This window comes from Cellulomonas sp. P2_F12, assembly GCF_056403775.1.
Window position 1 is genome coordinate 315781 of record NZ_JBFUEV010000004.1, and the last position, 23241, is coordinate 339021.

The window sequence follows — 23241 nt, forward strand, 5'->3', positions numbered from 1 at the left end:
CCCCGTGAAGACCTTCACCCTGCCCGGGACAGACATCGCGGTGCCCAACGTCGTGCTCGGCCTGATGCGGATCGCGGACAAGTCCGACGAGCAGATCCGGGAGCTGGTCGGCGCCGGTCGCGACGCCGGCATCACGATGGTCGACCACGCCGACATCTACGGCGGCACCATGCACGCGTGCGAGCGGCGGTTCGCCGAGGCGATGCGGCTGACGCCCGCCGACCGCGCCGAGCTGGTGATCCAGACCAAGTGCGGCATCGTGCCGCCCGACGGCTTCGACTTCTCCTACGAGCACATCATCGAGTCGGTCGACGGGTCGCTCGCGGCGCTCGACACCGAGTACCTCGACATCCTGCTGCTGCACCGCCCCGACGCGCTGGTGGAGCCCGAGGAGGTGGCCCGCGCGTTCGACGAGCTCGAGGCCGCGGGCAAGGTCCGCGCGTTCGGCGTCTCCAACCAGACGCCCGGCCAGATCGCCCTGCTCACGAAGTTCGTGACGCAGCCCATCGTCGCCAACCAGCTGCAGCTGTCGATCACGCACTCGTCGATCATCGCGCGGGGTGTCGCGGCGAACATGCAGGCGGAGGACCAGTCGATCGACCGCGACGGCGGGATCCTCGACTACTGCCGCCTGCACGACATCACCATCCAGGCGTGGTCCCCGTTCCAGGCGGGGTTCTTCACCGGCGTCTTCCTGGGCAACCCGCAGTACGTCGAGCTCAACGTGGTGATCGACCGGTTGGCGCACAAGTACGACGTCCCGCCCATCGCCATCGCGACCGCCTGGATCACCCGCCACCCGGCGCAGATGCAGGTGGTGCTGGGGACCACGAGCCCGGACCGCGTCGCCGGTGCGGCCCAGGGGTCGGACGTCCCGCTGACCCGCGCGGAGTGGTACGAGCTGTTCCGGGCGGCCGGTTACATCGTCCCGTAGCGGTCAGGTGGTCCGCTCGAGCAGGTGCACCTCGACCAGCTCGCCCGCGGCGTCCTTGCCGATGAGCGTGCACAGCGCCTTGCGCAGCGGCAGCCAGTGAGGTCCCGTGCCGGACGGCATGAGCGTCGCCGCGAACGGGTGCCCGTCGAGCGTCCCGCTGACCTTGACCGCTTTGCCGGTGCCCAGCAGCTCCTTCGAGCCGGTCAGCTCCAGGAACGTCGGGAAGGCGCCGTCCTTCTCGATGGGGACGGTGAAGGTGACATCCAGGGGCTGGCTCATGCGCCGATCATGCCGTCGTCCTCGGTCGCGTGCTCCCCTCGACGCCGCCGGGCGGGCCGCGGGGGCGGTTCGCCCTCCCGCTTCTCCAGCGCGAGCCAGACGACGACGGCCACCAGCAGCCACACCAGCGTGCCGACCGACAGGGACTCGCCGAGGAACAGCAGCGCCACCGGCACGACGACGCTCGGGATGCCGCGCACCAGCAGCCACCCCCGCGTCGTCCCCACGAGCGCGGCGGTCGCGACGCCGATCGCGCAGTAGACGGCGATCGCCGCGCACAGCAGCGCCCGGGCGTCGAGCTCGAGGGCACCGTGCGTGTGCGCGACCGCGATGCCGAGGGCGGCGGCCAGAGCGGCCAGCGCGCCGGTGAGCAGCGCGTGCAGCAGCATCACGATCCGTGGCGCGACGACGTGCGGCTTGAGCTGGGGGATCCCCGCCGTGCCGTGCAGCAGGCCGGCGGTCCACACCGAGGCGAGAAGCGCGAACGCGCCGAGCCCGACGACGACCGTGCTGCGGTCCCATTCCGACGTGTCGGCGGCGGCGTCGATGATCTGGATGAGCCCCTCGCCCAGCACGATGATGACGAACAGGCCCAACCGCTCGGCCAGGTGCTCCTCGTCGGCGTGCGTGCCCTCGAGCACGAACGGCTCGCCACCGCCGGGGCCACCGCGCGCCCGCCGCGAGCCCTGCACCCGCTCGAGCTTCTCCTCGGCGTCCTGCATCGTGCGCTCGGACGACGCCGTGAGCAGCACGAACAGGTCGATGACGATGCCGAGGGCCCACAGCCAGTACCGCCCGGGCGCGTGCACCCACAGCGACACCAGCCAGGGGACGGCCCCCAGCCCGTACTGCGCGAGCGGCCAGTCGAGCAGCACCTTGCCGCGCGAGAAGACGGCCCCGGCGAGCCAGCGGAGGGCCACGTACGCGATGACGAAGGCGTTCGCGCGTTGCCCGTGGATGCCCGGCACCGACGCCGCCATGACCGCGAGGCCGAGCATCGCCGTGATGAGCACGGTCGTCCGGGCGTCGTCCCCGGCGATGTTGCCGTAGACCGCGAAGCCCGCCCAGGAGATCCAGAACGCCAGGAACAGCACCGCGTAGAGGCCGACGGTCGTCGGGTCGGACTCCTCGTGCAGCAGGTGCGCCAGCTGGCCGATGCCGGCGACGACGACCAGGTCGAAGAACAGCTCCTTCCAGGACGCGTGCCGCTCGACGACGGTCTCTGCTGGCATCCGGTCAGTATCCGCAGTGCGTCAGCAGCCAGTCCAGGGCGGCGGGCGCAGCGCTGAGCACGGAGACGTGCCCGTCACCGGGCCGCAGCCAGAGCTCGGCCGACGGGATCCGCTCGGCCAGCCACTCGCTGTGGCTCGCGGGTACCACCCGGTCGGCGTCGCCGTGCAGCACCAGCACGGGCACCCGGATGTCGGCCGGGTCGAAGCCCCAGTCGGCGACGTAGGCGAGGTCGTCGTCGACCATCCCGCCGATGCCGCCCCGCTGCGCCTCGCCCGCGATCCGCCCCAGCCAGCCCCACGGGCCGTCGAGGGCCTCGTGGTCCGCGGGCGTGAACATCTCGGGGTCGTACTCGGAGCCGGACAGCTCGTGCTCGAGGGCCGCGCGCCCGGCCACGGCCGCGCGCAGCTCGCGCGTCCCGGCGGGGTTGATGCCGGCGAACCAGTCGAGGTCGTCCGCGCCGAACGGAGCCGTCCCGGACCCGTCGACGGCCGCGAGCACCCGGTCCGGCAGCAGCGCCGCGCAGGCCAGGGCGTGCGGGCCGCCCCCGGAGTGGCCCAGCACCGCGAACCGGTCGATGCCGAGGGCGTCGGCGATCGCCGCGACGTCGCCGGCCGCCGACGCCACCGACCGGCCGGGGTGCGGGGTCGACCCGCCGTACCCGGGCCGGTCGTAGGAGACCCACCGGATGCTCGGGTCCAGCGGGAGCAGCGGCTCCGGCGGCGTGCCGACGTTCGGGGTGCCGTGATGCCAGAAGACGGTCAGCCGGGGCCGGTCGACGGGCACGACGTACGAGCGCAGGGTCCGGCCGTCGGACAGCTCGACGAGCGTGGGGGCGACGGTCACCCGACGGCGTCGATCGCCTGCTGGATCAGGGCGGTGACCTCGTCGGGGTGGCTGATCATGGCGACGTGCGAGCTGTCGATCTCCACGACGGTCGCCCCGGCCCGCGCGCCCATGACCCGCTCCGCGGCGGGGGGGATGACCCGGTCCCCGGACGCGACCAGGTACCAGGACGGCAGGGACTTCCAGGCGGGCGCCCCGGACGGCTCCACGAGCGTCGCGAGGCTGGCGGGCCGCTGGCTGACGGCCATCGCCGCGGCGAGCTCGGCGGGCAGGTCCTGGCAGAACACCTGGGGGAAGATCTCGACCTTGAGGTAGGCGTCGCCGTTGCCCTCGCCCGCGTCGGGGAACGGGCGGATGTCCACCACCTGCGTGAGGTCCGGGGGCGGTCCGTCGCTGCCGAGGGCCGTGGCCGCACCGGCGGACTCGCCCTGCTCGAGCGCGAAGGCCGCGATGTAGACGAGCGCCTTGACGTTCGGCGCGCCGACCGCCGCGTTGGTGATGACCGCGCCGCCGTACGAGTGCCCGACGAGGACGACGTCGCCCTCGATCGTCGACAGGAACGAGCGGACGTACGCGGCGTCGCCCGAGACGCTGCGCAGCGGGTTGGCGGGAGCGTAGGAGGCGTACCCGGCCGCCGTCAGGCGGGTGATGACACCGCCCCAGCCGGAGGCGTCGGCAAATGCTCCGTGGATCAGGACGACGGTGGGGCTCATAGGTCGGTTCCCTTCGCGCGACGGCACGTGTCCGGCCCAGTGTTCCGAACGCGGACCCCGGCGCGAAAGGTGCATGTCCGTGACGCCTTCGGTCGGAAGGAGCACGCCGCGCGCTATCTTGCGTGCACCGGACCCTCGTCGAAGGAGCACGTGCGCTCGATGGCTTCGCCCCAGGGACTCGCGCCCTCCACCCGCACGCTCCTGTTCTTCTCGGCCGCGATCGTCACGCTCGCCGGGCTGCACGCCGCCCGGGACGTGCTCGCTCCTCTGTTCCTGGCGGCGGTGCTCGTCATCATCGTGCACCCCATCCGGCACCCGCTGGAGCGGCGTGGCTGGCACCGCGCGGCCGCCACCACGATGGTCATCGTCGTCGTGTACCTGATCCTGCTCGCGCTGATCGCCATGCTGGTGTTCGCCGGCATCCAGTTCGGCGGGCTCGTCCAGGACTACCTGACGGAGCTGCAGTCGTCGATCACCGACGCCACCGCGTGGCTCGCGTCGATCGGTGTGGACCAGGACGCGGTCAACTCCATCACGGACGCCCTGCAGCCGTCGCAGCTGCTCGGGGTCGCGACGAAGTTCGGCGGGGCCGTGGTCGGCGTCCTGACGACCCTGTTCGTCGTCGTGACGTACGTGATCTTCACGTCCGTCGACGCGGCCCGCTACGACGGGGCGCACGTGCAGTTCGGCGACACGCAGGCCGGCGTGCTCGGGCGGGCCACCACGTTCAACATCGGCGTCCGCCGCTACTTCGTCGTCAGCGCGTCCTTCGGTGCGGTCGTCGCCGTCGTCGACGGGCTCGCGCTCTGGGCGCTCGGGGTCCCCGCGCCGGCCGTCTGGGCGATCCTCGCGTTCGTCACCAACTTCATCCCGAACATCGGGTTCGTCATCGGCGTCATCCCACCGACCCTGCTCGCCTTCGTGGTGGGCGGCTGGCCGCTGGCGCTCGCGGTGGTCGCGATCTACAGCGCCGTCAACGTGACGCTGCAGGTGCTGATCCAGCCGAAGTTCGTGGCTGACGCCGTGAACATCACCCTGACGCTGAGCTTCGTGTCGGTGCTGTTCTGGACCTTCATCATCGGGCCGCTCGGCGCGATCCTCGCCGTGCCGCTCACGCTCCTGACCCGGGCCGTCCTGCTGCAGGGCGGTCCGCAGACCGCCTGGTACTCGTGGCTGTCCGGCGAGGACCTGCCGAAGGCCGTGGAGCCGGCGGTCGAGGTGCCGGCGGTCGAGGAACCCGAGCCGGAGCCCGTCGCCGGCTGAGCCGCGTGTGGGTGTTCGGGCCTAGCGTTCTGGCCATGGCCTCCGACGTCGTCGAGATCCCCCTGCACGGTCGGTTCGACCTTGCGCAGAGCATCCGGTTCGGGTTCGGCCAGCGCGACGCCGCCGACGGGTCCGTGATGAGGCTCGCGTTCTGCCTCGACGGGTATCGCACGCAGGTCGCCGCCGCGGTCACGCAGCCCTCCGCGGCGGTCCTGCGCTGCGAGGTCCAGGGCGAGGCCGACCCCGCCCTCGTGGCGGCGCACGTCGCGCGGGTGCTCTCCGTGGACGTCGGCGCGACGGGGTACGACGAGCTGGGCGCGCGAGACCCGCTGGTCGGCTCGGTCCAGTCCCGCCGGCCGGGTCTGCGTCCGCCCCTGTTCTACTCGGCCTACGAGGCGCTGCTGTGGTCGGTCCTGTCCGCACGTCGACCCCTGCGCCAGATGATCGCGGTCCGCGCGGCGCTGTCGCAGGCGCACGGGCGGGTGTTCGACGTGGCCGGCGAGCAGCTGGCCGCCGTCCCGCTGCCCGAGGCCGTGCTCGCGCTGGCCGAGTTCCCCGGCATCCCGGAGCCCAAGCTGCACCGGATGCGCGGCGTCGCGCAGGCTGCGCTCGACGGTCGGCTCGACACCGCGACCCTCCGCGCCCAGGACCCGGCCGACACCGCGACCGAGCTGCAGCGGCTGGAGGGGATCGGCCCGTTCTACTCCGAGCTGGTCACGGTCCGAGCCCTCGGGCACACCGACGAGCTTCCGGTGAACGAGCCGATGGTCCGGGCCGCCGTGGCGCGCGCGCTCGGCGAGGAGGAGCCCCTGTCTCCCGAGCGGTTGGCGGAGGTGGCGCAGGCGTGGCGGCCCTGGCGGACCTGGGTCGCGGTCGCGATGCGCGCGTCCGGGGTCTGACCGGCTACGGCTGCGCCGGGAACGCCCGCTGGGACACCAGGATGACGACGAGGCTCGCGGCTACCAGGCCGGCGCCGACGTAGGGCAGGGCGCCGAGCCCGGGTCCGACGAGCACGAGGGCGCCGAGGGCCGCGCCGCCGCCGATGCCGATGTTCGCGGTCGAGTTCACCAGCGCGCCGATGATGTCGGGCGAGCCGCCGCGGGTACGGATCGCGGCCGTCTGGAACACCGAGGCCATCGCGCCGAACGACCCGCACCAGACCGCCGCGGCGACGAGCACCCAGGCGGTCGTCGGGAACGCCAGGCCGAGCGCGACCAGGCCGAGGGCCATGCCCGCGTGGACGACGACGGTGCCGCGCCGGGGGTGCCGGTCCAGGGCCGTGGCGGCGTACGCGGTGCCCAGCAGCCCGACGGCCCCGAGGCCGAGCAGCACCGGGCCGACCGCCGTCTCGCGCAGGCCGGTGGCCAGCAGGATCACCGAGATGTACGTGTAGACCACGTACTGGCCGAGGTAGGTGAGCGTGTTGGACGCGGAGACGATCCCGAGCCGGGCGCGGCGCGCGGTCTGCGTGTCGTCGGCGTGCGGGGCGTCGTCGGACGAGACCCCGGGCAGCAGGGTGGCGACGAGGACCGTGGCGATCCCGCAGGCCGCGGCCAGGACCAGGAACCCGTTGCGCCACCCGACGGCGATGCCCAGGGCGGTGGACAGCGGCACGCCGAGCACGAGACCCGCCGACGCCCCGGCCGTCACGAGCGCGAGCGCCCGGCCCGTGACCTGCGGCGACACCAGCCGGGACGCGTAGCCGATGCTCAGAGAGAAGAAGAGCGCGTGCGCGATGCCGCCCAGCGCGCGCCCGGCGGCGACGACGCCGAACGTGGGTGCGACGCCGACGAGCACGTTGCTGGCCGTGTAGGCGGCGAGCGTCACCAGCAGCAGCCCCTTGCGCGGCAGCCGCCGGGTGCCCAGCGTCAGGGGGATCGCGAGCACCGCGACCATGAACGCGTAGACGGTGACCAGCAGGCCGGCGATCGACTCGGTCACGCCGAGGTCGGCGCTCATCTGCGGCAGCAGCCCGACGGGCACCAGCTCCGTGGTGATGGCCACGAAGGTGGCCAGCGTCAGCGCGACCAGCCCCCCGGTCGCGGCGCGCAGCGACCCGGGCTGCCACGTGGTCTGGTCCGTCCGGGTCACGTCCAGATGCTCGCACGAGCCTGTGACGCCGTCAGAGCGGTCGCTGCCACTCGGCGTCGACGCTCGCCTGGCGGAACCCGAGCGCCACGTTGATGGCGAGCATGTGCCGGTTCTCCTGCGCGTTCCAGGTGTGGATGCGGGCCGCCTGCGGGCGCTCAGCCGGGAGGGCGTCGAGGACCGCGATCTTCGCGAGCATGCCGAGCCCGTGGCCGCGGTGCTCGCGCAGCACGAGGGTGTCGCCCTGGAAGACGACCGCCGGCTTGCCCACGGGGTACTCGACCTCGGAGAACCCGGCCAGCGTGCCGCTGGGGACGTGCTCGACGACCGCCGAGAGGAACCCTTGCCCGCGCTCGTGCACGGCGTCGGCGGCGGCCCGGACCCGATCGGCGTCCCAGGGGTCCTCGGTCAGCTCGAGCCCGGCGTGCGGCGCGTCGGTGCTCATCCGCGTCCGCAGGACGGCGAGCTGGTCGAGCCAGCGCTCGTCGTAGGCGTCCCGCATGGTGTGCACGCGGTAGTCGGCGCCGGGGTTCTGTCGCAGCGGGTCGAGGACCGCCGCGGGGACCGGGAGGTCGAGCACGGAGTGCCGGACCACCTGCTCCAGGGTGAAGCCGCGGGACAGCGCGAACCGGGTCGCGTCGTGGTCGGCCGGGATGCGGCCGCTGCCGGTCGGCGCCGCGATCGCGTCCGGTCCCGGCGGGGGCTCGACGGCGTAGGACGAGTCCGACAGGACGACCCGACGGCCGGCCTCGCGTGCGAGCTGCAGCCCCGCGTCGAACAGCGCGGACCCGATGCCCTGACGTCGCCACGCCGGGTGCACCCCGACGTAGACGACGGCGACGTGCGCGTTGCCCACCAGCGGCAGGCCGACCATCGCGCGGCCGACGACGTCGGTGGAGCCGCGGGGGACCGCGACGAGCCGGTGGACCTTGCGGTGGGGCTCGAGCAGCGTCGCGCGCGTGGTCGGGACGTCGAGCGCGAAGTCCGTCGTGCCGTGGATCTCAGCGTCGATGGCGTCGCCGACGAGGACCGACCCCTCGACGGTCCACGCGTCGGGGTGGTCGGGGTCGGCGGGGACGGCGACGATGTCGATCATCCGGTCAGCCTCGTCGGAGCCCCCGCCCAGCGGCAACGTGAATGCGTCAGCCCCGCACCAGGAACGCCGCGATGCGGTCGAACGCGCCGTTCCAGGCGTGCTCGGCGAAGAAGTCGCGCACCTCGACGGACGGGAACCCGGTCTGCACGACGCTCATCAGGGTGCCGCCGTCGACCGCCTCGAACGTGACCTCGATGTGCGTGGTCATGGTCATGCCGTCGGGGCTGCTGCCGGACGACTCGGTGACCAGGCGGTGCGGGCGGTCGATGACGAGGAACGTCTGGGTCTCGCGGAACAGGCTGTCGGCGTCCCGGCCCCAGACGGCGGTCTGCCGGCCGCCGACCCTCAGGTCCACGGTGATCTCGACGATGCCGGGTGTGGTGTCGAGGATCGAGAACCAGATCGTCTGCTTCTCCTGGTCGGTGTAGGCGTCGAACACCTCCTCCGGCGTCGCGGGAAGGACGCGGGTGGTGCGCAGCTCGAGGGTGTCGGTGGTGGTCATCGGTCCGTGCCTCTCTGGAGGGTGAAGTAGGCCTCGAGACCGTCGAGCCGACGCTCCCAGAGCCGCTGGTAGAAGGAGATCCATGCCATGGCGTCGTCCAGTCGCTCCTCCCCGAGCCGGCACTGCCGCGAACGGCCGACCTTCTCGGTGGTGACCAGGCCGGCGTCCTCGAGGACCTGGACGTGCTTCTTCATGCCGGTGAGGCTCATCCCGTGCGGGCCGGCGAGCTCCCCGATGCTGGCGGGTCCCTGCCCGAGCCGGGTGAGGATGTCGCGCCGGGTCCCGTCGGCGAGGGCCGAGTAGATCCGGTCGAGAGTCTCATGCTGAACCATGTGGTTCACCATACGACACTGAACCGAATGGTGCAATGACTAGGATCAGCTCATGCGTGCGGTGCGAGGAAGGCTCGGGGCCGTCGTCGCGCTGCTCGTCGCCATCGGCCTCGGCCTGTCCGCGCTCGCGGGGCTCGGCTCGCGCCCGGCGGCGATCCCGGCGGAAGGTCCCTGGATCGTGACCCTCCAGTACCCCGACGGCGACTGGAGCGGCTGCCTGGACGACCCGGCGCTGACCGAGGGGATCATGACGGCCGACCTGCCCGTCTCCCACGTCTCGGCGCAGACGGTCCCCGAGGCCACGCCGGTGGACCTACGCCGGGTCCTCGACTGCCTCTCCGGCGCGATGACCGGCGGCAGTGTCTCCGTCTCGACGGTCACGGGCTAGCCGGAGCGCCCGCTCTCGCTCGCACCTCGTCGAGCACGGTCCGCAGCCGCTCGGCGAAGTCCTCGGGCGTGCCGGCCGGCAGGTCGTCGACGTCGAACCAGGCCACCTGCTCGCTCTCGTCGCTGACCACGGGTGCCGACGACGCCGGTGCGTAGGCGACGAACCCGACGTCCCAGTGCACCCGGCAGGACCCGAACGCCGCCGCCAGCTCGTGGCGGTGCAGGTCGGCGGGGAGCCGGCTCTCGAGCTGCGCATCGATCCCGCCCTCCTCGCGCGCCTCGCGTATCGCGGCGGCCGCCAACGACGCGTCGTCCGGCTCGAGGTGCCCGCCCAGCTGCACCCAGAACTGGCCCTTGCGGTGGAAGCAGAGCAGGACGCGCGCGTGGTCGGGCGTGAGCACGAAGCAGCTGGCGGTGAGGTGCTCGGGTGCCAGCGACCGGTAGACCGCGGCGGTGCCGGAGGCGGCGACGAAGGCCCGGTACTCGTCCAGCAGCACGCGCTGCGCGGCCGACGAGGGCGTCCAGGCGTCGAGCACGGCGGCGATCACCGGGGCAGCGTACGGTGCCTGGGGTGACGCTCGAACATCGCACCGAACGCCTGATCCTGCGCCGCTGGCGGCAGGAGGACAGGGAGCCGTTCGCGGAGCTGAACGCCGACCCCGAGGTGATGCGGTACTTCCCGGCGACGCTGTCGCGAGCCGAGAGCGACGCGATGGCGGACCGGATCGACCAGCGGATGCGCGAGAACGGCTGGGGCCTGTGGGCGCTGGAGGTCACGGCCGGTGAGCACGCCGGCCGGTTCGCGGGGTTCACCGGGCTGGCGCGGCCGGTGTGGGACATGTCGCTGACGGAGGTCGGCTGGCGGCTGCCGCGCTGGGCGTGGGGGTACGGGTACGCGACCGAGGCGGCACGGGAGGCGGTGCGGGTGGGTTTCGAGGAGTTCGGGCTCGACGAGATCGCCTCCTTCACGGTCCCGACGAATCTGCGCTCGCAGGCCGTGATGCGCCGGCTCGGGATGACCCGGGACCCCGCCGACGACTTCGACTGGCCGACGATCGCGGAGGGCCATCCCCTGCGGCGCACCGTCTACTACCGCCTGCGCCGGCAGGACTGGGTCTCGAGTGGCCGGTCGACAGACCCCGGGGGAGACTCACCGACGTGACGACCCCCAGCACGACGCCCGCCGAGCACCGCCTCGACCACGCCCCGCTCACGTCGACGGTGATCGTCAACGCCAACCGCGTCGAGGGTCTCGACGAGCTCCGCTCGCAGATCCGGGACCAGCTGGCCGACGCCGGGTGGCCCGAGCCGGGGTGGCTGGAGACGACCGCCGAGGACCCCGGCACAGGCCAGGCCCGGCAGGCGGTGGCCGACGGCGCGGACGTGGTGTTCGTGGCCGGCGGCGACGGCACGGTCCGTGCCGCCATCGAGGGCCTGTCCGGCAGCGACTCCGCGCTCGCCGTCCTGCCCGGAGGCACCGGCAACCTGCTGGCGGCGAACCTGGAGATCCCGTCGGACCCGGTCGAGGGCGTGCGCCTGGCGCTGGAGCGCGGCCGTCGGACCATCGACCTCGGGTACGTCGGCGACCAGGCGTTCGCGGTGATGGCCGGCATGGGCCTGGACGCGGCGATGGTCGACGACGCCCCGACCAAGCTCAAGGCCGTGCTCGGCCCGGTCGCCTACGTCTACTCGGCGCTCAAGCACCTGAACGACGCGGAGATGAAGGTCGAGGTCCAGGTCGACGACTACCCCGTCCTGCGCCGCCGGGCCCGCACGGTGGTCGTCGGCAACGTCGGACGCCTGCAGGGCGGCGTCAACCTGCTGCCCGACGCCGAGCCCGACAACGGCCAGATGGACGTCGCGGTGCTCGCGCCGCGCAACCTCGGCCACTGGATCCAGCTGGCGTTCGGCGTCCTGCGTCCGGGCCGCCACCGCGTGCCCAACATGGAGGTTCTGCGGGGGTCGCGGATCACCGTGACCAGCGACCGCCCCCAGCCCCGCCAGCTGGACGGTGACGTCATCGAGCCGTCCGACACCCTCGACGTGACCGTCCGGCCCGACGCCCTGTGGGTGTGCGTGGCCGAGCCGGACGGGAAGGCCGCCGAGGACGCCTAGCCCTGGGCCAGCTGCGCCACGTCGTCCCACTGCTCCCACGTGGCGATCCGCGAGGCGTAGTCGGCCTTCGCGGTGCCGAGCGGCGAGGCGCCGAAGAACACCCGCAGCGGCGGCTGCTCGGCGTCGACGACCCGCAGGATCGCCGCGGCCGACGACGTCGGGTCGCCGGGCGTCCCGATGCGCTTCGCGCGCGCCTCGGCCATCGCCGCCCGGGCCTCGTCGTAGGCCGCGATCGGGGTCGCATGGCGGGCCGACGAGCCGCCCCAGTCCGTCGAGAAGCCGCCGGGCTCGACGAGGGTGACGTGGATGCCGAAGCCGCCGACCTCCTGGGCCAGTGCCTGGCTGAACCCCTCGAGCGCCCACTTCGACGCGTGGTAGGCGCCGATGTTGGGGAACGCGGAGATCCCGCCGATCGACGAGACCTGGATGATGTGCCCGCTGCCCTGCGCGCGCAGGAACGGCAGCGCGGCCTGGGTGACCCAGAAGGCGCCGAACAGGTTGGTCTCCATCTGGTCGCGCAGCTCCGCCTCGGAGAGCTCCTCGGTGAAGCCGAACTGGCCGTAGCCGGCGTTGTTGACGACGACGTCGAGCCGCCCGAAGTGGTCGTGCGCCTGCGCCACGGCCGCGAAGTCGGCGGCGCGGTCCGTGACGTCGAGAGCGATCGGCAGGACGGCGTCGCCGAACCGCTCGACCAGCCCGTCGAGCGAGGAGACGTCCCGCGCGGTGGCAGCCACGCGGTCGCCGCGCTCGAGGGCGGCGGTCGCCCACTCCAGGCCGAAGCCGCGGGACGTGCCGGTGAGGAACCAGGTCTTCTGTGTCATGACGACGACGCTAGGACTTCGAGTGCGCTCGAACGCAAGTCAGAGCTCGTCGTGCGGCACGACGAGCACCGGGACCGGCGAGTGCCGGATGATCTTCGTCGCGTTGGTGCCCAGGAAGACCCGGCGCAGGGCGCTCGCGCTGGACGAGCCGAGGACGAGCAGCTCGTTGGGGGTCCAGTCGACCGAGGTGAGCGCCTCGGACCAGCTCGTGCCGGTGGCGACCACGAGGGCGACGTCGTCGTCGAGCGCGTCACCGAGCCGGGCCCGCAGCGCGGCCTGCGCCTCGACCATCTGCGCGCGCCACTGCTCGTTCACCTCGGACTCGATGTCGGTGCCGATCTCGGGCGGGTACATCGTCGCGGACCGGACGCCGAACGAGCAGACCCGCAGCTGCACGTCGATCTCGCGCGTCAGGCGGGCGGCCCAGCGGACGGCCGCGCCGGCGAGGTGGGAGCCGCTGAACGAGCAGGTGAGACGGTGCGCGGCGACGCCTGTCGGGCCCGGGACGCAACGGTAGGACTTCGGGGCGATCGCCAGCGGGACCGGTGACGAGTGCAGCAGGTAGTCGGCCGTCGACCCCACCACGACCCGGCCCTCGGGCCCGTCCGGCGACGAGCCGAGCACCAGGGCGGTCGCGTCCCGGGACTCCGCGAGGGCGGCGAGCGACCGGGGCGTCGAGCGCTCGTGGAGCCGGACGAACTCGATGGTCAGACCCTCGGCGCGGTCCTCGAGGAACTCCAGCGCTGCGGCCTCGGCCTCGTCGGCACGCGCCTGGACCCACTCCTGCATCTCGCCGTCCACCTTGGCCATGGACGGGAACACCCACCCGGGCGGCACGACGGTGGCGATGACGAGGACGTTCGCGCCCGTGGCCTCCGGCAGCGTGCGCGCGAGCGTGACCCCCAGGTCGATCGCGCCGTGGGCGTCCCCGAACGGGTTGGCGCCGACGACGATCGTCACCGCACGTCCTCGTCCTGCAGGATCCCCAGCTCGATCGCACGCTCCAGCACGGAGTGCCGTCGGCCCCACAGGAAGTAGAACGCCAGCACGACGCTGAGCCAGAGCAGGAACCACGCGTAGGTGTACCAGTGCAGGCCGGACAGGATGTAGAGGCAGGCGGCGATGGCGAGCACCGGCGTGACCGGGTAGCCGGGGACCTTGAAGCCGCGGGGCAGGTCGGGCCGGGTCCGGCGCAGGATGAGCACGCCGAGGGACACCACGATGAACGCGGCCAGGGTGCCGATGGACACGAGGTCCCAGAGGTAGTCGAGGGGGATGAACGCGGCGAGCAGGCCGACGACGATCGCGACGATCACCGTGTTGTTGACCGGCGTGTGGGTGCGGGGGCTGACCTTGGCGAACTGCTTGGGCAGCAGCCCGTCGCGACCGATCGCGAACAGGATGCGCGTCTGCCCGTACATCGTCACCAGGGTGACGGAGAAGATCGAGATGACCGCGCCGGCGGACAGGATCGTCCCCGGCCAGCTCGCGCCGACGACGTCCTGCAGGATCTTGGCCAGCCCGGCCTCGCCCTGCGCGGCGTCGCCGAACTCCTGCCAGGGCTGGGTGCCCAGGGCGGACACGGCGACGAGGACGTAGATGGTGGTGACGATCGCCAGGGCCCCGAGGATCGCGCGCGGCATCGTCCTCTGCGGGTCCCGGACCTCGTCCCCGGCGGTCGAGACGGCGTCGAGGCCGATGAACGTGAAGAAGATCGTGCCCGCCGCGGCGGTGATCCCGGCGACGCCCTTGGGGGCGAAGTCCGAGAAGTTGTCGGCGTTGAAGCCGGTGAACGCGATCGCCACGAACATCACCAGGACGGCCAGCTTGATCACGACCATCGTGGCGTTGACCTTGGCGGACTCGGACGCACCCCTGATCAGCAGCAGCGCGCACATCGCGACCAGGAACAGCGCCGGCAGGTTGATGATCCCGGGGTCGGAGTCCCACGGTGCGGCCGAGAGCACGTTCGGGATCTGCCACCCGACGAGGTTGTGCAGCAGCTGATTGAGGTAGCCGCTCCACCCGACCGCGACCGCCGCGGTCGAGACGCCGTACTCGAGGAGCAGGCAGGCCGCGACGCCCATCGCCACCACCTCGCCGAGCGTCGCGTACGCGTAGGAGTAGGTGGAGCCGGAGACGGGGACCGCCGACGCCATCTCCGCGTAGGACAGCGCCGACAGCCCGGCCGCCAGCCCCGCGAGCAGGAACGAGATGATCACCGCCGGCCCGGCGTCGGGGACCGCCTCGTGCATGACGAAGAACACGCCCGTGCCGACGGTCGAGCCGACGCCGAACATCATGAGCGTGAACGTGCCGAGCGACCGTTCGAGGCCCTCGCTCGACGTCGCCGTCGCCGCGGTGATCGGCTTCTTGCGCCAGATCTGTGCTCTGAGGGACACCTGCGGAACGCTCATGGGGCGGGCCTCTCCGAGGGGGCCCACGTGCCCGGGCCGTCGCCGTGTGTCCTGGCAACCGTAAGAGGAGCACGTACCGGGAGCAATCTGACAGCCGAGACGCTCGCCCAAACCCCCCACGACGGGGCAGGTTCCTCGCTACTGTCCGCGCATGATCACTTCACTCGCCACCGAGGTGGCCACCACGACGACGTCCGCCGGGAACCTCATCGGCGTGTACGTCGGGGCCATCATCGTCAGCTACCTGCTCTACTCCTTCGCGCTCCTCGGCGTCTTCAAGAAGGCGGACGAGCCCGTGTGGCAGGCGTTCATCCCGATCTGGTCCACGATCGTCCTGATCAAGGTCTCGGGTCGCCCGATCTGGTGGATCATCCTGCTCCTGATCCCGATCGTGAACATCGTCATCGCGGTCCTGATCTACCACGGCCTGTCGACCTCGTTCGGCCACGGCGCCGGCTTCACGGTCGGGCTGCTCTTCCTCAGCATCATCTTCCTGTACATCCTCGGCTACGACTCGAAGCCGTACGTCGGTTCCACCGGCGGCGAGCCCTTCGCCGGCTACGCCACCGCCTGAGCGTGTCCTGAGACGGCCGCACCCTCCACGGGGTGCGGCCGTCTCGTGCGTGGGTGACCATCGCGCATGACGACTTTCGACGCCCTCGCCGACGAGGGGTTCATCTCCCTGACCACGTACCGCAAGTCCGGGGTCGGGGTCCCGACGACCGTGTGGGTGGGTCAGGACGGCGACGCGCTCCTGGTCACCACGCCGCGGGGCAGCGGCAAGGTCAAGCGCTTGCGCCACGACGCCCGCGTCGAGCTGACGCCCAGCAGCCGGTTCGGGAAGGTCGACGACGACGCCCCCGTGCTGACCGGGGTGGCCGAGGTGCTCGACGACGACGCCGCCCGGGAGCGGTGCAACGCGGTCATGCAGGAGAAGTACGGCCTGGAGTACCGCGTGATGATGGGCATCGAGAAGCTGGGCCGCAAGGACTCCGACAACCGCGTCATCCTGCGGATCACCGCGGAGTAGCGTGCCCGGGTGACGCCGACCCACGCCGAGATCACCGCGACGCTGCGGGCCGCCGGGTGCGTGTTCGCGGAGGACGAGGCGTCGATCCTGCTCGCGACGGGCGCCGACGACGTGGCCTCGCTGGTCGCGCGGCGGGTCGCCGGGGAGCCGCTCGAGGTCGTCGTCGGGTGGGCGGAGTTCTGCGGGCTGCGGATCGAGATCGACCCCGGGGTTTTCGTGCCGCGCCGCCGCACCGAGCTGCTGGTCCGGGAGGCGGCCCGGCTGGCGCCTTCGGGTCGTGCCGTGGTGGTGGACCTCTGCTGCGGTTCCGGGGCGCTGGGGGTCGCGCTCGCGCACCTCGTCCCCGTCGAGCTGTACGCCGCGGACATCGAGCCGGCGGCAGTCCGGTGCGCGCGGCGCAACGTGGGGACGGTCGGCGGCGAGGTGTTCGAGGGGGACCTCGACCAGCCGCTCCCGGCGGCCCTGCGCGGGCGGGTGGACCTGCTCGTCGCCAACGTGCCGTACGTGCCGACCGACGCCATCGGCACGATGCCGCCCGAGGCGCGGCTGCACGAGCCGCTGGTGACCGCCGACGGCGGCCCCGACGGCCTCGACGTGCTGCGCCGCGTGGCCGCGGTCGCACCGCGGTGGCTGCGACCCGGCGGGCACCTGCTGGTGGAGACCAGCGAGGCGCAGGTGCCCGCGGCGTCGGCGGCGTTCGAGGACGCCGGCCTGTCGGTGCGCGTGGTCAGCGACGACGAGTCGGGCGGCACCACGCTCGTCGGGACGCTGGGCGTCGCATGAGCCCGCCCGTAGTGGACCGGCTCGTGGCGCTCGCGGACCCCGAGCGTGCCGCGGGGATGGCGCGGTTCTTCAAGACCGGCGCCGGCGAGTACGGCGAGGGGGACGTCTTCCTCGGGCTGACCGTGCCGCAGGTGGTCGCGGTGGCCCGGTCGGCCCTCGGTCTCCCGGTCGACTCCCTGGAGGAGTTGCTCGAGGACGAGCGGCACGAGGTGCGGCTGCTCGCGCTCAAGGTGATGGCGCTCGAGTGCGCGGCGCGGCGGACCACCGAGCCGCGCCGGCGGGAGCTGCTCGACCTCTACCTGCGGCGGACCGACCGCGTGAACAACTGGGACCTCGTCGACGCCAGCGCCCCCGACGTCCTCGGTCGCGCAGTGCTGTCCGGAACCCCGGCGGACGTGCTCTACCGGCTCGCCGGGTCGGAGTCGCTCTGGGAGCGGCGCATCGCCGTCGTCGCGACCCTGGCGCTGGTCCGTGCCGGGTCGCTCGACGACACGTTCGCGCTGGCCGCGCTGCTGGAGGGCGACCAGCACGACCTCATGCACAAGGCCGTCGGGTGGCTGCTGCGGGAAGCGGGCAAGAAGGACGAGGCGCGGCTGCTCGCGTTCCTCGACGAGCACGCGGCGACGCTGCCCCGGACCGCCCTGCGGTACTCGCTGGAGCGGCTGTCCCCGGAGCTGCGGGCGCACTACATGGCGGCGCGCTCGGCCCAGTTCGGGTTGGTCATCACGCCGACCACGTTGCCGAAGGGGTCCACCGCGGACGCGGTCGCGAAGCCGTGACCCCGCTCGCGGGGACCGTCCAGGGCGGTGGCGCCCAGCTCGAGGAGGCGCTGCCAGGTGCCGTCGAGGTCGTCGACGTGCCAGTAGACGATGGCGCCCGACGGGCCGCCGGACGCCGGGGCGAAGCGGCGGTCGACGATGCCGAGCTCGTCGTGGTGGTCGCCGAGGCGGAACTCGACGTAGCCGTCGCGGACAAAGTACGGCTCGAGGCCCAGCAGGTCCGTGTACCAGGAGCGGGCGGCGTCGAGGTCGTCGGCGAAGATCGAGACGTTGGCGAGGCCGCGGAAGGTGTGCTGTGTCGTGGTCATGTGTCTCACCCTTCCGATTGAAGTGCTCACCTCCTGATCACTTTGTCTGCGAGTGTTCTGGGGTGCGCGCGGACCGGTTGGTGGCCACCCTCCTGCTGATGCAGTCGCGCGGGCGGGTCACGGCCGCCGAGGTCGCCGCCGAGCTCGAGGTGTCCGTGGCGACCGCGCGGCGCGACCTCTCTGCGCTGTCGACCGCCGGCATCCCCGTCTACCCGCAGCCGGGCCGCGGCGGCGGGTGGTCGCTGGTCGGCGGCGCGCGGACGGACCTCACGGGCCTGACGTCGTCGGAGGCCCAGGCGCTGTTCCTGCTGCTCGGACCCGTCGCGGACCGCTCCGCCTCCGCCGCGTCCGCCCTGCGCAAGCTCGTCCGCGCGCTGCCGGCCACCTTCCGTGCCGACGCCGAGGCCGCCGGTCGAGCCGTGCTGGTGGACCCGGTCGGATGGGGCGCGGCCGCCCGCGAGCGGCCTCCGTGGGTCGACGAGCTCCAGGACGCGGTCGTCCGCCGTCGGCAGGTGTCGCTGGTGTACTCGAGCGGGTCGTCGGCGCGGACCGTGGACCCCTGGGCGCTGGTCGACAAGGGGTCGGTCTGGTACCTCGTCGCCGGCACGCCCGCCGGGCGGCGGACCTTCCGGCTCGACCGCGTGCGCTCGCTGACCGTCCTCGAGATCTCCGCCGAGCGGCCCGACGACCTCGACGTCGCGGGCATCTGGTCGTCCGTCGTGGACGACATCGAGGAGCGCCGGTCGCGGGTCTCGGCCACCGTGCTCTGCGCGCCCTTCCTGGTCTCCGTGCTGCGCGGGCAGCTCGGCCGGCACGTCACGGACCTGGGCCTTGCCGACGACGGCCGCGCCCGCGTCGAGGTCTCCTCGCACACCGCGCGCTCGGTCGCCGAGCACCTCGCCGGGTTCGGGTCGTCCGTCGAGGTGCTCGAGCCGGCGTCCGTCCGGGCCGAGCTGGCCGCCCTCGGCGCCGAGCTGGTGGCGCGGTACGGGGCTGGGGAGTCGTCGTGACCCGCCGTCGGTGACCTCGGGCCGCGCCGCTTGTGTCGCGTTTGTGCTGGTCAGGGGTGAATGTCAGTGGTCGATCGTACAGTTGTTCTATGCCCGGATCGGGCGGTTGGTGCGGTGGAGGTGGCGTGGTGACGGCGGTGATGGAGACGGTCGAGGTCGCCAGTACTGCTGCGCACGCTGTCGGTCGACCTGACGCCGGCTCGCCTTCCCTTGCCCCGACCACGGCTCAGGCCGGGGCTGCAGCTTGGTCTGCCTCCGACGATTCCGAGGCTTGGCCCTCGCCCAGGTCCGCCGCCAAGCCAGCTGCGGCCGCCTCGTCTCCGACCACAGCGGCTGCGGCGCCCGCGTTCGCGCCCACCTCCGACACCGGGTCGTCCCCGGGTGCGCCCGGGTCCGTGTCCTCGGCCGTGTCGGGGTTGGTGTGGGCGGATACGGGTCACGGCGCGCGCCCGGGGGCGGCACCGGTGGCGGGTCCGGGGGTACGGGTGATCGACCTGGGCGCGATCGAAGACTTCCCGCTGCCCGGCGTGAACGTCGGTGAGCTGGTCGCGTTGTTGACGTCGGTGCCGGTGGCGGAGGTCTCGGATGTGGCGTTGGTGAACACGGTGACGGGGATGGCGCAGGCGATCGCGATGCTGCAGGCCGCCCAAGCCGTCGTGGTCCGCGAGATCGAGGCGCGCACCACGGATGCGTTGCGGCATGTCCCGGACGAGCTGGCGTGCGCGCTGGTGTGCACGAGGCGGTCGGCGGAGATGGTGTTCCTGCGCGCCTGGGGCACCGGCCAGCACCCGGCCCTGGGCGACGCGTGGGCGGCCGGGGCGATCGAGGCCCGCAAGATCGACATCATCCTCGACGAAGTCACCAAGGCCGGATCCGGGCTCGAGGCGGGCGCGGTGCGGGCCGTGATCGACGACGCCATCGCCCGGTCCTCCGAGTTGACGGCGCCGCAGCTGGCGCGGCACGTGCGCGCCACCCTGATCGCGCTGAACCCCGCCCTGGTGGAGAAGCGTCGCCTCGCCGAACGTGACCGCCGCGGCATCGACCTCATCCTGGCCCCCGACGCGATGGCCCGACTGGTCGCCTACCTACCCGCCGCCGAGGCCACGGCGGCGTTCACCGCGATCGACGCCCTGGCCGGGCACGCCGCCCTCGACGGCGACGAGCGCACCGTGGACCAGCGGCGGGCGGACGCGTTCAGTGACGTGTTCACCGCCATCCTGGACCGGCAAGCCACCCCCGACGGCACCCCGTTGCCTCGTAAGCACGGGCAGAGGGTCGCCGTCCAACTCTCCGTGGCCGCCACCACGCTGCTCGGCCTGGACGACGCGCCCGGGTTCCTCGGGTCGTACGGTCCGGTCCCGGCGCAGGTCGCCCGCGAGCTCGCCCAGGACGGCACCTGGCGCGCCGTCCTGACCGACACCACCGGGCAGGTCTGCGCCGTCGGCACGACGTCGTACCGCCCCGGGGCGGACCTGACCCGGACCGTGCAAGCCCGGGACGTCACCTGCACCTTCCCCGGCTGCCGCCAACCCGCCACCCGCTGCGAACTCGACCACCGCACCCCCTACAACCACCACCGCGGCGACGACCCGCACAAGCTGCAGACGTGCGAGGCGAACCTGCACGCGCTGTGCAAACACCACCACCAAGCCAAGACCGAAGGCTGGTGGAACGTCACCTACAGCCCCGCCACCGGGGTCTCCACCTGGACCGACCGACACGGCCTGACCTACGCCCGCCACCCCGCCCTCATCCACACCACCCCCGACCTCCACACCCACCGACCACCACCACCACCGCCGGCCGAGCTCGGCGACCCACCCTTCTAGGGAGCGGGTGCGGTCACCCCGGCCGCGATCCGGATGTCGGAGGCCGTCGCTAGCGTGCACGGATGATCACCGAGGGGACCTTCACCGTCAGCGGCTTCGTCGGCGTGCCGATCGCCGAGGAGGATCCGGTGGTGACCGCGCTGGCAGTCGGCGTGGCCACGATGGCCAAGCAGTACTCCGGCGGGATCGACGGCCGGTCGACCACGCTGTTCACGTCCGCCTTCGACCCGGCCCGGGGGGTGGGGACGTACGTGGCGATGGAGTCGTTCGAGGGGTCGCTGGACGGTCGGAGCGGGAGCTTCAACTACGTCCATGCCGCATCGACGCACGGGACGGACCGGTTCGACGAGCACCTGGTCGTCGTCCCGTCGAGCGGCACCGGGGAGCTCCTCGGCATCGCGGGCACCGGCGTGATCTCGGTCGACGCGGACGGCACGCACCGGCTGCGGCTCGAGTACACGCTCGACTAGCTCGCGGTCCCGCGGCCAGTGGTGCGGGCGTGCTCGGCCTCCGCCAGGCCGGCGAAGGTGCGGAGCTGCTTGCGCATCATCACCAGGTCGCCCCAGGCCAGGAGCCAGGTCCGCACGGCTCGGGTCCGGGTGCGCGGCTCGGGCACCCGGAGGACCGCGACGAGCCGGGTGTGCGTCGGACCCGGGGTGAGGGCATAGGTGAGGGCGACGTCGCCGAACAGTCGCCGGCCCGCCCCCGGTGCCATCCGGACCGTCAGGTGCTGGTCGGCGACGAACGAGTCGAGCGTGAAGATCCGCGAGAACCGCTGCCCGACCTCCAGCTCCCACGTCCAGGGCAGCGCGGTCCGGGGGCTCCGTCGGCCCCCGTTGTCGATCCAGTCGTAGCTGTACGGCGCGACGCGGAACTGGCACAGCCACCGGTAGACGACCTCGGGCGGCGCGAGGACGTCGACGCCGCGGAAGAGCCGGCGGGCCGGGGCCGGCACGAGGGCGTCGCAGGGGTACTCGCGCCCCTGCTCGGCCGCGGTCACGCCCCAGGCCACCGCGATGCTCATGGGTCCCCCGTCGTCGGGACCCAGGCTAGGGCGGCGAGCAGCTCGAGCGGCGTGTGCCCTCAGCCGCTCCTCAGGAGGGGATCGCGCGGACGGTGTTGTTCCGCGCGTCGTGCGTCAGCTCGACCAGGCCGAGCGCCTCGAGCAGCGGCGGCAGGTACATGCCGAACCGGCCGCGGTACCCCTTGCGGAGCCCGTACCAGCCGCCGACGGGGTTGCTCTCGTCGCGACCCCACGCCTCGACGGTCCCCGCGGCGGCCGGCTTCTGCTCGTCGGCCGCACCGAGCGGAACCGCGTCGCCCTGCGCGAGCAGCCACGCGTGCAGGTCCTCGATCGCGCTCAGGTGGTACTTCAGGGTGGTCGAGCCGACCTGGCAGACGAGGGCGGGTGGGTTGGCGGACTCGTCGCGGTACATCGTGTACGCGGACGAGCCGGGTGCCGTCGTCAGCTGCCAGGGGTCGTCCTTGGTTCCCGTGCCGGCCATCGGTCTCTCCCTCGAGCGTCGCGGCGGTTCGTCCCCACTATCCGTCCTGGCGGGCCCGGAGGGAACGACAGCTGTCCCGCCGGATCATGGGCGGCGGCTGGCGCAGCATGATCTTGCGCCGGCTCGCGGAGGTCCTCGACGCCTCCGACTGACGCCGGCGGGTGGCCGTCGGGGGTGCCCGATACGCTCGCCTGCGTCGTCGACGGAAGACGGAAGAGGTGGGATGTCAGGCCTGATGAGTGCGGCGCTGTCCGAGGAGCCCTGGTACGTCATCGTCGCGACCCTCGGGCCGCTGGTGGCCGCGATCGGCGCGATCGGCGCCCTCATCGTCGGCATCCTCACCGTCCGGCAGCGCAGCGCGGCCGACGCCCGGGCCCAGTGGTGGGCACGCGTGCAGTGGGCCGTGGACCTGGCGTTCGCCGACGACGACAGCCGGCGCTCGGTCGGGCTCGACGCGCTCGCGCTGCTGGCGTCGTCGCCCCTGGCCACGGCCGACGACGACGCGTTCCTCGCCGGTCTGTCGCTCGACGTGCTCCAGGCCCTGGAGGACCGCGGGGGCGGCGACGACGTCGACTTCGTGGCCGCCGACGCCGCCGCGCCGGTCCGCCCGTCGGCGGCGCGCGCGGTGGTCGAGGTGAGCCGGTCCGAGGTGGCCGCGGCCCGCCTGCGGCTCGCGACGGACGCCGTCCGCGGCCGGGGGACGCCGCCGTGGATCCGGCGGCTCGCCGGGACGAGGGCCGCCCGCGGCTGAGGCGCGAGGGCCGAACACTTACTGACCTGTCAGGGTTGACACGAGTCACCTGACTAGTACCTTTTGTCCTGGCCGGCAACAAAAAGTCCGGTGCACGGCGCCAACGACGGTGCCCCCTCGCGTGCGAGGGCCCGTCCTCGGACGTGCCCTGTGTGCGGAGAAAGGTCCAACCCCCATGCTCCTTCGTAGGCGTCAGCATGCTCAGAACCGACCAGCGACAGCG

29 protein-coding genes are annotated in these 23241 nt (G+C 72.8%); 14 read left to right on the plus strand and 15 right to left on the minus strand.

Annotation, left to right across the window (positions count from 1 at the left end):
* Positions 1–4: 4 nt before the first annotated feature.
* Positions 5–934 carry an aldo/keto reductase gene (locus AC1DWH_RS12085; RefSeq protein ID WP_477093875.1) on the plus strand — a complete coding sequence of 310 codons (930 nt, stop codon included), beginning with the start codon at positions 5–7 and terminating at the stop codon, positions 932–934.
* A 3-nt stretch (positions 935–937) separates the two neighbouring features.
* Here AC1DWH_RS12085 and AC1DWH_RS12090 read toward each other — a convergent pair whose 3' ends face one another.
* The 4 genes from AC1DWH_RS12090 to AC1DWH_RS12105 are packed head-to-tail and all read right to left on the minus strand — an operon-like array spanning position 938 to position 4002.
* Entirely contained in the window at positions 938–1213 is a 276-nt protein-coding gene (locus AC1DWH_RS12090) for a DUF1905 domain-containing protein (protein WP_456843789.1), read from the minus strand.
* On the minus strand, positions 1210–2445 hold the full coding sequence (locus tag AC1DWH_RS12095) for a low temperature requirement protein A (protein WP_477093876.1): 1236 nt from the start codon (positions 2443–2445) through the stop codon (positions 1210–1212). Before AC1DWH_RS12095 ends, AC1DWH_RS12090 begins: the two co-directional genes overlap by 4 nt.
* A gap of 4 nt (positions 2446–2449) precedes the next feature.
* On the minus strand, positions 2450–3289 hold the full coding sequence (locus tag AC1DWH_RS12100; RefSeq protein ID WP_477093877.1) for an alpha/beta fold hydrolase: 840 nt from the start codon (positions 3287–3289) through the stop codon (positions 2450–2452).
* Positions 3286–4002 carry an alpha/beta fold hydrolase gene (locus tag AC1DWH_RS12105; RefSeq protein WP_477093878.1) on the minus strand — a complete coding sequence of 239 codons (717 nt, stop codon included), beginning with the start codon at positions 4000–4002 and terminating at the stop codon, positions 3286–3288. Before AC1DWH_RS12105 ends, AC1DWH_RS12100 begins: the two co-directional genes overlap by 4 nt.
* A 159-nt stretch (positions 4003–4161) precedes the next feature.
* On the opposite strand from AC1DWH_RS12105, the gene AC1DWH_RS12110 reads away from it, so the two are divergent.
* Both AC1DWH_RS12110 and AC1DWH_RS12115 read left to right on the plus strand, forming a co-directional pair.
* Positions 4162–5265: an AI-2E family transporter gene (locus AC1DWH_RS12110; protein WP_477093879.1), complete on the plus strand. Its 1104-nt coding sequence runs from the start codon at positions 4162–4164 to the stop codon at positions 5263–5265.
* 35 nt (positions 5266–5300) lie between these two features.
* Positions 5301–6164, plus strand: a complete 864-nt coding sequence (locus AC1DWH_RS12115; protein WP_477093880.1) for a DNA-3-methyladenine glycosylase family protein — start codon at positions 5301–5303, stop codon at positions 6162–6164.
* A gap of 4 nt (positions 6165–6168) precedes the next feature.
* Here AC1DWH_RS12115 and AC1DWH_RS12120 read toward each other — a convergent pair whose 3' ends face one another.
* From AC1DWH_RS12120 to AC1DWH_RS12135, 4 genes are read right to left on the minus strand one after another with little or no spacing between them, the layout of a single operon-like run.
* On the minus strand, positions 6169–7356 hold the full coding sequence (locus tag AC1DWH_RS12120) for an MFS transporter (protein WP_477093881.1): 1188 nt from the start codon (positions 7354–7356) through the stop codon (positions 6169–6171).
* Between the two features lie 31 nt (positions 7357–7387).
* Positions 7388–8449, minus strand: coding sequence for an N-acetyltransferase family protein (locus AC1DWH_RS12125; protein WP_477093882.1), 1062 nt, complete (start codon positions 8447–8449; stop codon positions 7388–7390).
* A gap of 46 nt (positions 8450–8495) precedes the next feature.
* Positions 8496–8951 (minus strand): SRPBCC family protein, encoded by a 456-nt coding sequence (locus AC1DWH_RS12130; RefSeq protein WP_477093883.1) that lies wholly within the window; start codon positions 8949–8951, stop codon positions 8496–8498.
* A complete protein-coding gene (locus AC1DWH_RS12135; protein ID WP_456843780.1) occupies positions 8948–9283 on the minus strand; it encodes an ArsR/SmtB family transcription factor in 336 nt (111 codons plus the stop codon). The genes AC1DWH_RS12130 and AC1DWH_RS12135 overlap by 4 nt, the downstream gene beginning before the upstream one ends.
* Before the next feature lie 52 nt (positions 9284–9335).
* Between AC1DWH_RS12135 and AC1DWH_RS12140 the strand changes: the two genes are divergently transcribed.
* Positions 9336–9671, plus strand: coding sequence for a hypothetical protein (locus AC1DWH_RS12140; protein ID WP_477093884.1), 336 nt, complete (start codon positions 9336–9338; stop codon positions 9669–9671).
* On the opposite strand, the gene AC1DWH_RS12145 is transcribed toward AC1DWH_RS12140, so the two are convergent.
* Entirely contained in the window at positions 9661–10218 is a 558-nt protein-coding gene (locus AC1DWH_RS12145; protein WP_477093885.1) for an NUDIX hydrolase, read from the minus strand. The two genes, AC1DWH_RS12140 and AC1DWH_RS12145, sit on opposite strands and share 11 nt — an antisense overlap.
* Before the next feature lie 23 nt (positions 10219–10241).
* Here AC1DWH_RS12145 and AC1DWH_RS12150 point away from each other — a divergent pair, with 23 nt between their 5' ends.
* Both AC1DWH_RS12150 and AC1DWH_RS12155 read left to right on the plus strand, forming a co-directional pair.
* Positions 10242–10832 (plus strand): GNAT family N-acetyltransferase, encoded by a 591-nt coding sequence (locus tag AC1DWH_RS12150; protein WP_456843777.1) that lies wholly within the window; start codon positions 10242–10244, stop codon positions 10830–10832.
* Entirely contained in the window at positions 10829–11785 is a 957-nt protein-coding gene (locus AC1DWH_RS12155) for a diacylglycerol/lipid kinase family protein (protein ID WP_477093886.1), read from the plus strand. The genes AC1DWH_RS12150 and AC1DWH_RS12155 overlap by 4 nt, the downstream gene beginning before the upstream one ends.
* Here the strand turns inward: AC1DWH_RS12155 and AC1DWH_RS12160 are convergent.
* From AC1DWH_RS12160 to AC1DWH_RS12170, 3 genes are read right to left on the minus strand one after another with little or no spacing between them, the layout of a single operon-like run.
* Entirely contained in the window at positions 11782–12606 is an 825-nt protein-coding gene (locus AC1DWH_RS12160; RefSeq protein WP_477093887.1) for an SDR family oxidoreductase, read from the minus strand. The two genes, AC1DWH_RS12155 and AC1DWH_RS12160, sit on opposite strands and share 4 nt — an antisense overlap.
* Before the next feature lie 39 nt (positions 12607–12645).
* Positions 12646–13566: a universal stress protein gene (locus AC1DWH_RS12165; RefSeq protein ID WP_456843773.1), complete on the minus strand. Its 921-nt coding sequence runs from the start codon at positions 13564–13566 to the stop codon at positions 12646–12648.
* Entirely contained in the window at positions 13563–15023 is a 1461-nt protein-coding gene (locus AC1DWH_RS12170) for an APC family permease (RefSeq protein WP_477093888.1), read from the minus strand. Before AC1DWH_RS12170 ends, AC1DWH_RS12165 begins: the two co-directional genes overlap by 4 nt.
* Positions 15024–15174: 151 nt before the next feature.
* Between AC1DWH_RS12170 and AC1DWH_RS12175 the strand changes: the two genes are divergently transcribed.
* The 4 genes from AC1DWH_RS12175 (at position 15175) to AC1DWH_RS12190 (ending at position 17615) form a co-directional block, all read left to right on the plus strand.
* The gene (locus tag AC1DWH_RS12175) at positions 15175–15597 is read left to right on the plus strand and encodes a DUF5684 domain-containing protein (RefSeq protein ID WP_477093889.1); all 423 of its coding nucleotides are present in this window, start codon (positions 15175–15177) and stop codon (positions 15595–15597) included.
* A 66-nt stretch (positions 15598–15663) separates the two neighbouring features.
* On the plus strand, positions 15664–16053 hold the full coding sequence (locus AC1DWH_RS12180; protein ID WP_456847490.1) for a PPOX class F420-dependent oxidoreductase: 390 nt from the start codon (positions 15664–15666) through the stop codon (positions 16051–16053).
* Positions 16054–16062: 9 nt separating this feature from the next.
* Complete coding sequence (locus AC1DWH_RS12185) at positions 16063–16836, plus strand: putative protein N(5)-glutamine methyltransferase (RefSeq protein WP_477093890.1); 774 nt, start codon at positions 16063–16065, stop codon at positions 16834–16836.
* The gene (locus AC1DWH_RS12190) at positions 16833–17615 is read left to right on the plus strand and encodes a DNA alkylation repair protein (RefSeq protein ID WP_477093891.1); all 783 of its coding nucleotides are present in this window, start codon (positions 16833–16835) and stop codon (positions 17613–17615) included. Before AC1DWH_RS12185 ends, AC1DWH_RS12190 begins: the two co-directional genes overlap by 4 nt.
* On the opposite strand, the gene AC1DWH_RS12195 is transcribed toward AC1DWH_RS12190, so the two are convergent.
* Positions 17522–17923, minus strand: coding sequence for a VOC family protein (locus AC1DWH_RS12195; RefSeq protein ID WP_477093892.1), 402 nt, complete (start codon positions 17921–17923; stop codon positions 17522–17524). The genes AC1DWH_RS12190 and AC1DWH_RS12195 overlap by 94 nt on opposite strands.
* An 80-nt stretch (positions 17924–18003) precedes the next feature.
* On the opposite strand from AC1DWH_RS12195, the gene AC1DWH_RS12200 reads away from it, so the two are divergent.
* From AC1DWH_RS12200 to AC1DWH_RS12210, 3 genes are all read left to right on the plus strand, one after another.
* Positions 18004–18933 carry a helix-turn-helix transcriptional regulator gene (locus AC1DWH_RS12200; protein ID WP_477093893.1) on the plus strand — a complete coding sequence of 310 codons (930 nt, stop codon included), beginning with the start codon at positions 18004–18006 and terminating at the stop codon, positions 18931–18933.
* Between the two features lie 485 nt (positions 18934–19418).
* Positions 19419–20762 (plus strand): HNH endonuclease signature motif containing protein, encoded by a 1344-nt coding sequence (locus AC1DWH_RS12205; protein ID WP_477093894.1) that lies wholly within the window; start codon positions 19419–19421, stop codon positions 20760–20762.
* A 62-nt stretch (positions 20763–20824) separates the two neighbouring features.
* Entirely contained in the window at positions 20825–21232 is a 408-nt protein-coding gene (locus tag AC1DWH_RS12210) for a DUF3224 domain-containing protein (protein ID WP_477093895.1), read from the plus strand.
* On the opposite strand, the gene AC1DWH_RS12215 is transcribed toward AC1DWH_RS12210, so the two are convergent.
* Together AC1DWH_RS12215 and AC1DWH_RS12220 are read right to left on the minus strand one after the other, a co-directional pair.
* Positions 21229–21786, minus strand: a complete 558-nt coding sequence (locus AC1DWH_RS12215; protein WP_477093896.1) for an SRPBCC family protein — start codon at positions 21784–21786, stop codon at positions 21229–21231. The two genes, AC1DWH_RS12210 and AC1DWH_RS12215, sit on opposite strands and share 4 nt — an antisense overlap.
* Positions 21787–21856: 70 nt before the next feature.
* Positions 21857–22267, minus strand: coding sequence for a DUF6855 family protein (locus AC1DWH_RS12220; RefSeq protein WP_477093897.1), 411 nt, complete (start codon positions 22265–22267; stop codon positions 21857–21859).
* A 223-nt stretch (positions 22268–22490) separates the two neighbouring features.
* Here AC1DWH_RS12220 and AC1DWH_RS12225 point away from each other — a divergent pair, with 223 nt between their 5' ends.
* On the plus strand, positions 22491–23018 hold the full coding sequence (locus tag AC1DWH_RS12225; RefSeq protein WP_477093898.1) for a hypothetical protein: 528 nt from the start codon (positions 22491–22493) through the stop codon (positions 23016–23018).
* Positions 23019–23241 lie beyond the last annotated feature (223 nt).

Bases quoted from the DNA above. Each gene is read 5' to 3' on its own strand.
- AC1DWH_RS12195 (WP_477093892.1), bottom strand. From the start codon at position 17,923: ATGACCACGACACAGCACACCTTCCGCGGCCTCGCCAACGTCTCGATC.
- AC1DWH_RS12220 (WP_477093897.1), bottom strand. From the start codon at position 22,267: ATGGCCGGCACGGGAACCAAGGACGACCCCTGGCAGCTGACGACGGCA.
- AC1DWH_RS12135 (WP_456843780.1), bottom strand. From the start codon at position 9,283: ATGGTTCAGCATGAGACTCTCGACCGGATCTACTCGGCCCTCGCCGAC.
- AC1DWH_RS12210 (WP_477093895.1), top strand. From the start codon at position 20,825: ATGATCACCGAGGGGACCTTCACCGTCAGCGGCTTCGTCGGCGTGCCG.
- AC1DWH_RS12105 (WP_477093878.1), bottom strand. From the start codon at position 4,002: ATGAGCCCCACCGTCGTCCTGATCCACGGAGCATTTGCCGACGCCTCC.
- AC1DWH_RS12175 (WP_477093889.1), top strand. From the start codon at position 15,175: ATGATCACTTCACTCGCCACCGAGGTGGCCACCACGACGACGTCCGCC.
- AC1DWH_RS12215 (WP_477093896.1), bottom strand. From the start codon at position 21,786: ATGAGCATCGCGGTGGCCTGGGGCGTGACCGCGGCCGAGCAGGGGCGC.
- AC1DWH_RS12170 (WP_477093888.1), bottom strand. From the start codon at position 15,023: ATGAGCGTTCCGCAGGTGTCCCTCAGAGCACAGATCTGGCGCAAGAAG.
- AC1DWH_RS12160 (WP_477093887.1), bottom strand. From the start codon at position 12,606: ATGACACAGAAGACCTGGTTCCTCACCGGCACGTCCCGCGGCTTCGGC.
- AC1DWH_RS12125 (WP_477093882.1), bottom strand. From the start codon at position 8,449: ATGATCGACATCGTCGCCGTCCCCGCCGACCCCGACCACCCCGACGCG.
- AC1DWH_RS12225 (WP_477093898.1), top strand. From the start codon at position 22,491: ATGTCAGGCCTGATGAGTGCGGCGCTGTCCGAGGAGCCCTGGTACGTC.
- AC1DWH_RS12095 (WP_477093876.1), bottom strand. From the start codon at position 2,445: ATGCCAGCAGAGACCGTCGTCGAGCGGCACGCGTCCTGGAAGGAGCTG.
- AC1DWH_RS12140 (WP_477093884.1), top strand. From the start codon at position 9,336: ATGCGTGCGGTGCGAGGAAGGCTCGGGGCCGTCGTCGCGCTGCTCGTC.
- AC1DWH_RS12110 (WP_477093879.1), top strand. From the start codon at position 4,162: ATGGCTTCGCCCCAGGGACTCGCGCCCTCCACCCGCACGCTCCTGTTC.
- AC1DWH_RS12090 (WP_456843789.1), bottom strand. From the start codon at position 1,213: ATGAGCCAGCCCCTGGATGTCACCTTCACCGTCCCCATCGAGAAGGAC.
- AC1DWH_RS12115 (WP_477093880.1), top strand. From the start codon at position 5,301: ATGGCCTCCGACGTCGTCGAGATCCCCCTGCACGGTCGGTTCGACCTT.
- AC1DWH_RS12180 (WP_456847490.1), top strand. From the start codon at position 15,664: ATGACGACTTTCGACGCCCTCGCCGACGAGGGGTTCATCTCCCTGACC.
- AC1DWH_RS12190 (WP_477093891.1), top strand. From the start codon at position 16,833: ATGAGCCCGCCCGTAGTGGACCGGCTCGTGGCGCTCGCGGACCCCGAG.
- AC1DWH_RS12130 (WP_477093883.1), bottom strand. From the start codon at position 8,951: ATGACCACCACCGACACCCTCGAGCTGCGCACCACCCGCGTCCTTCCC.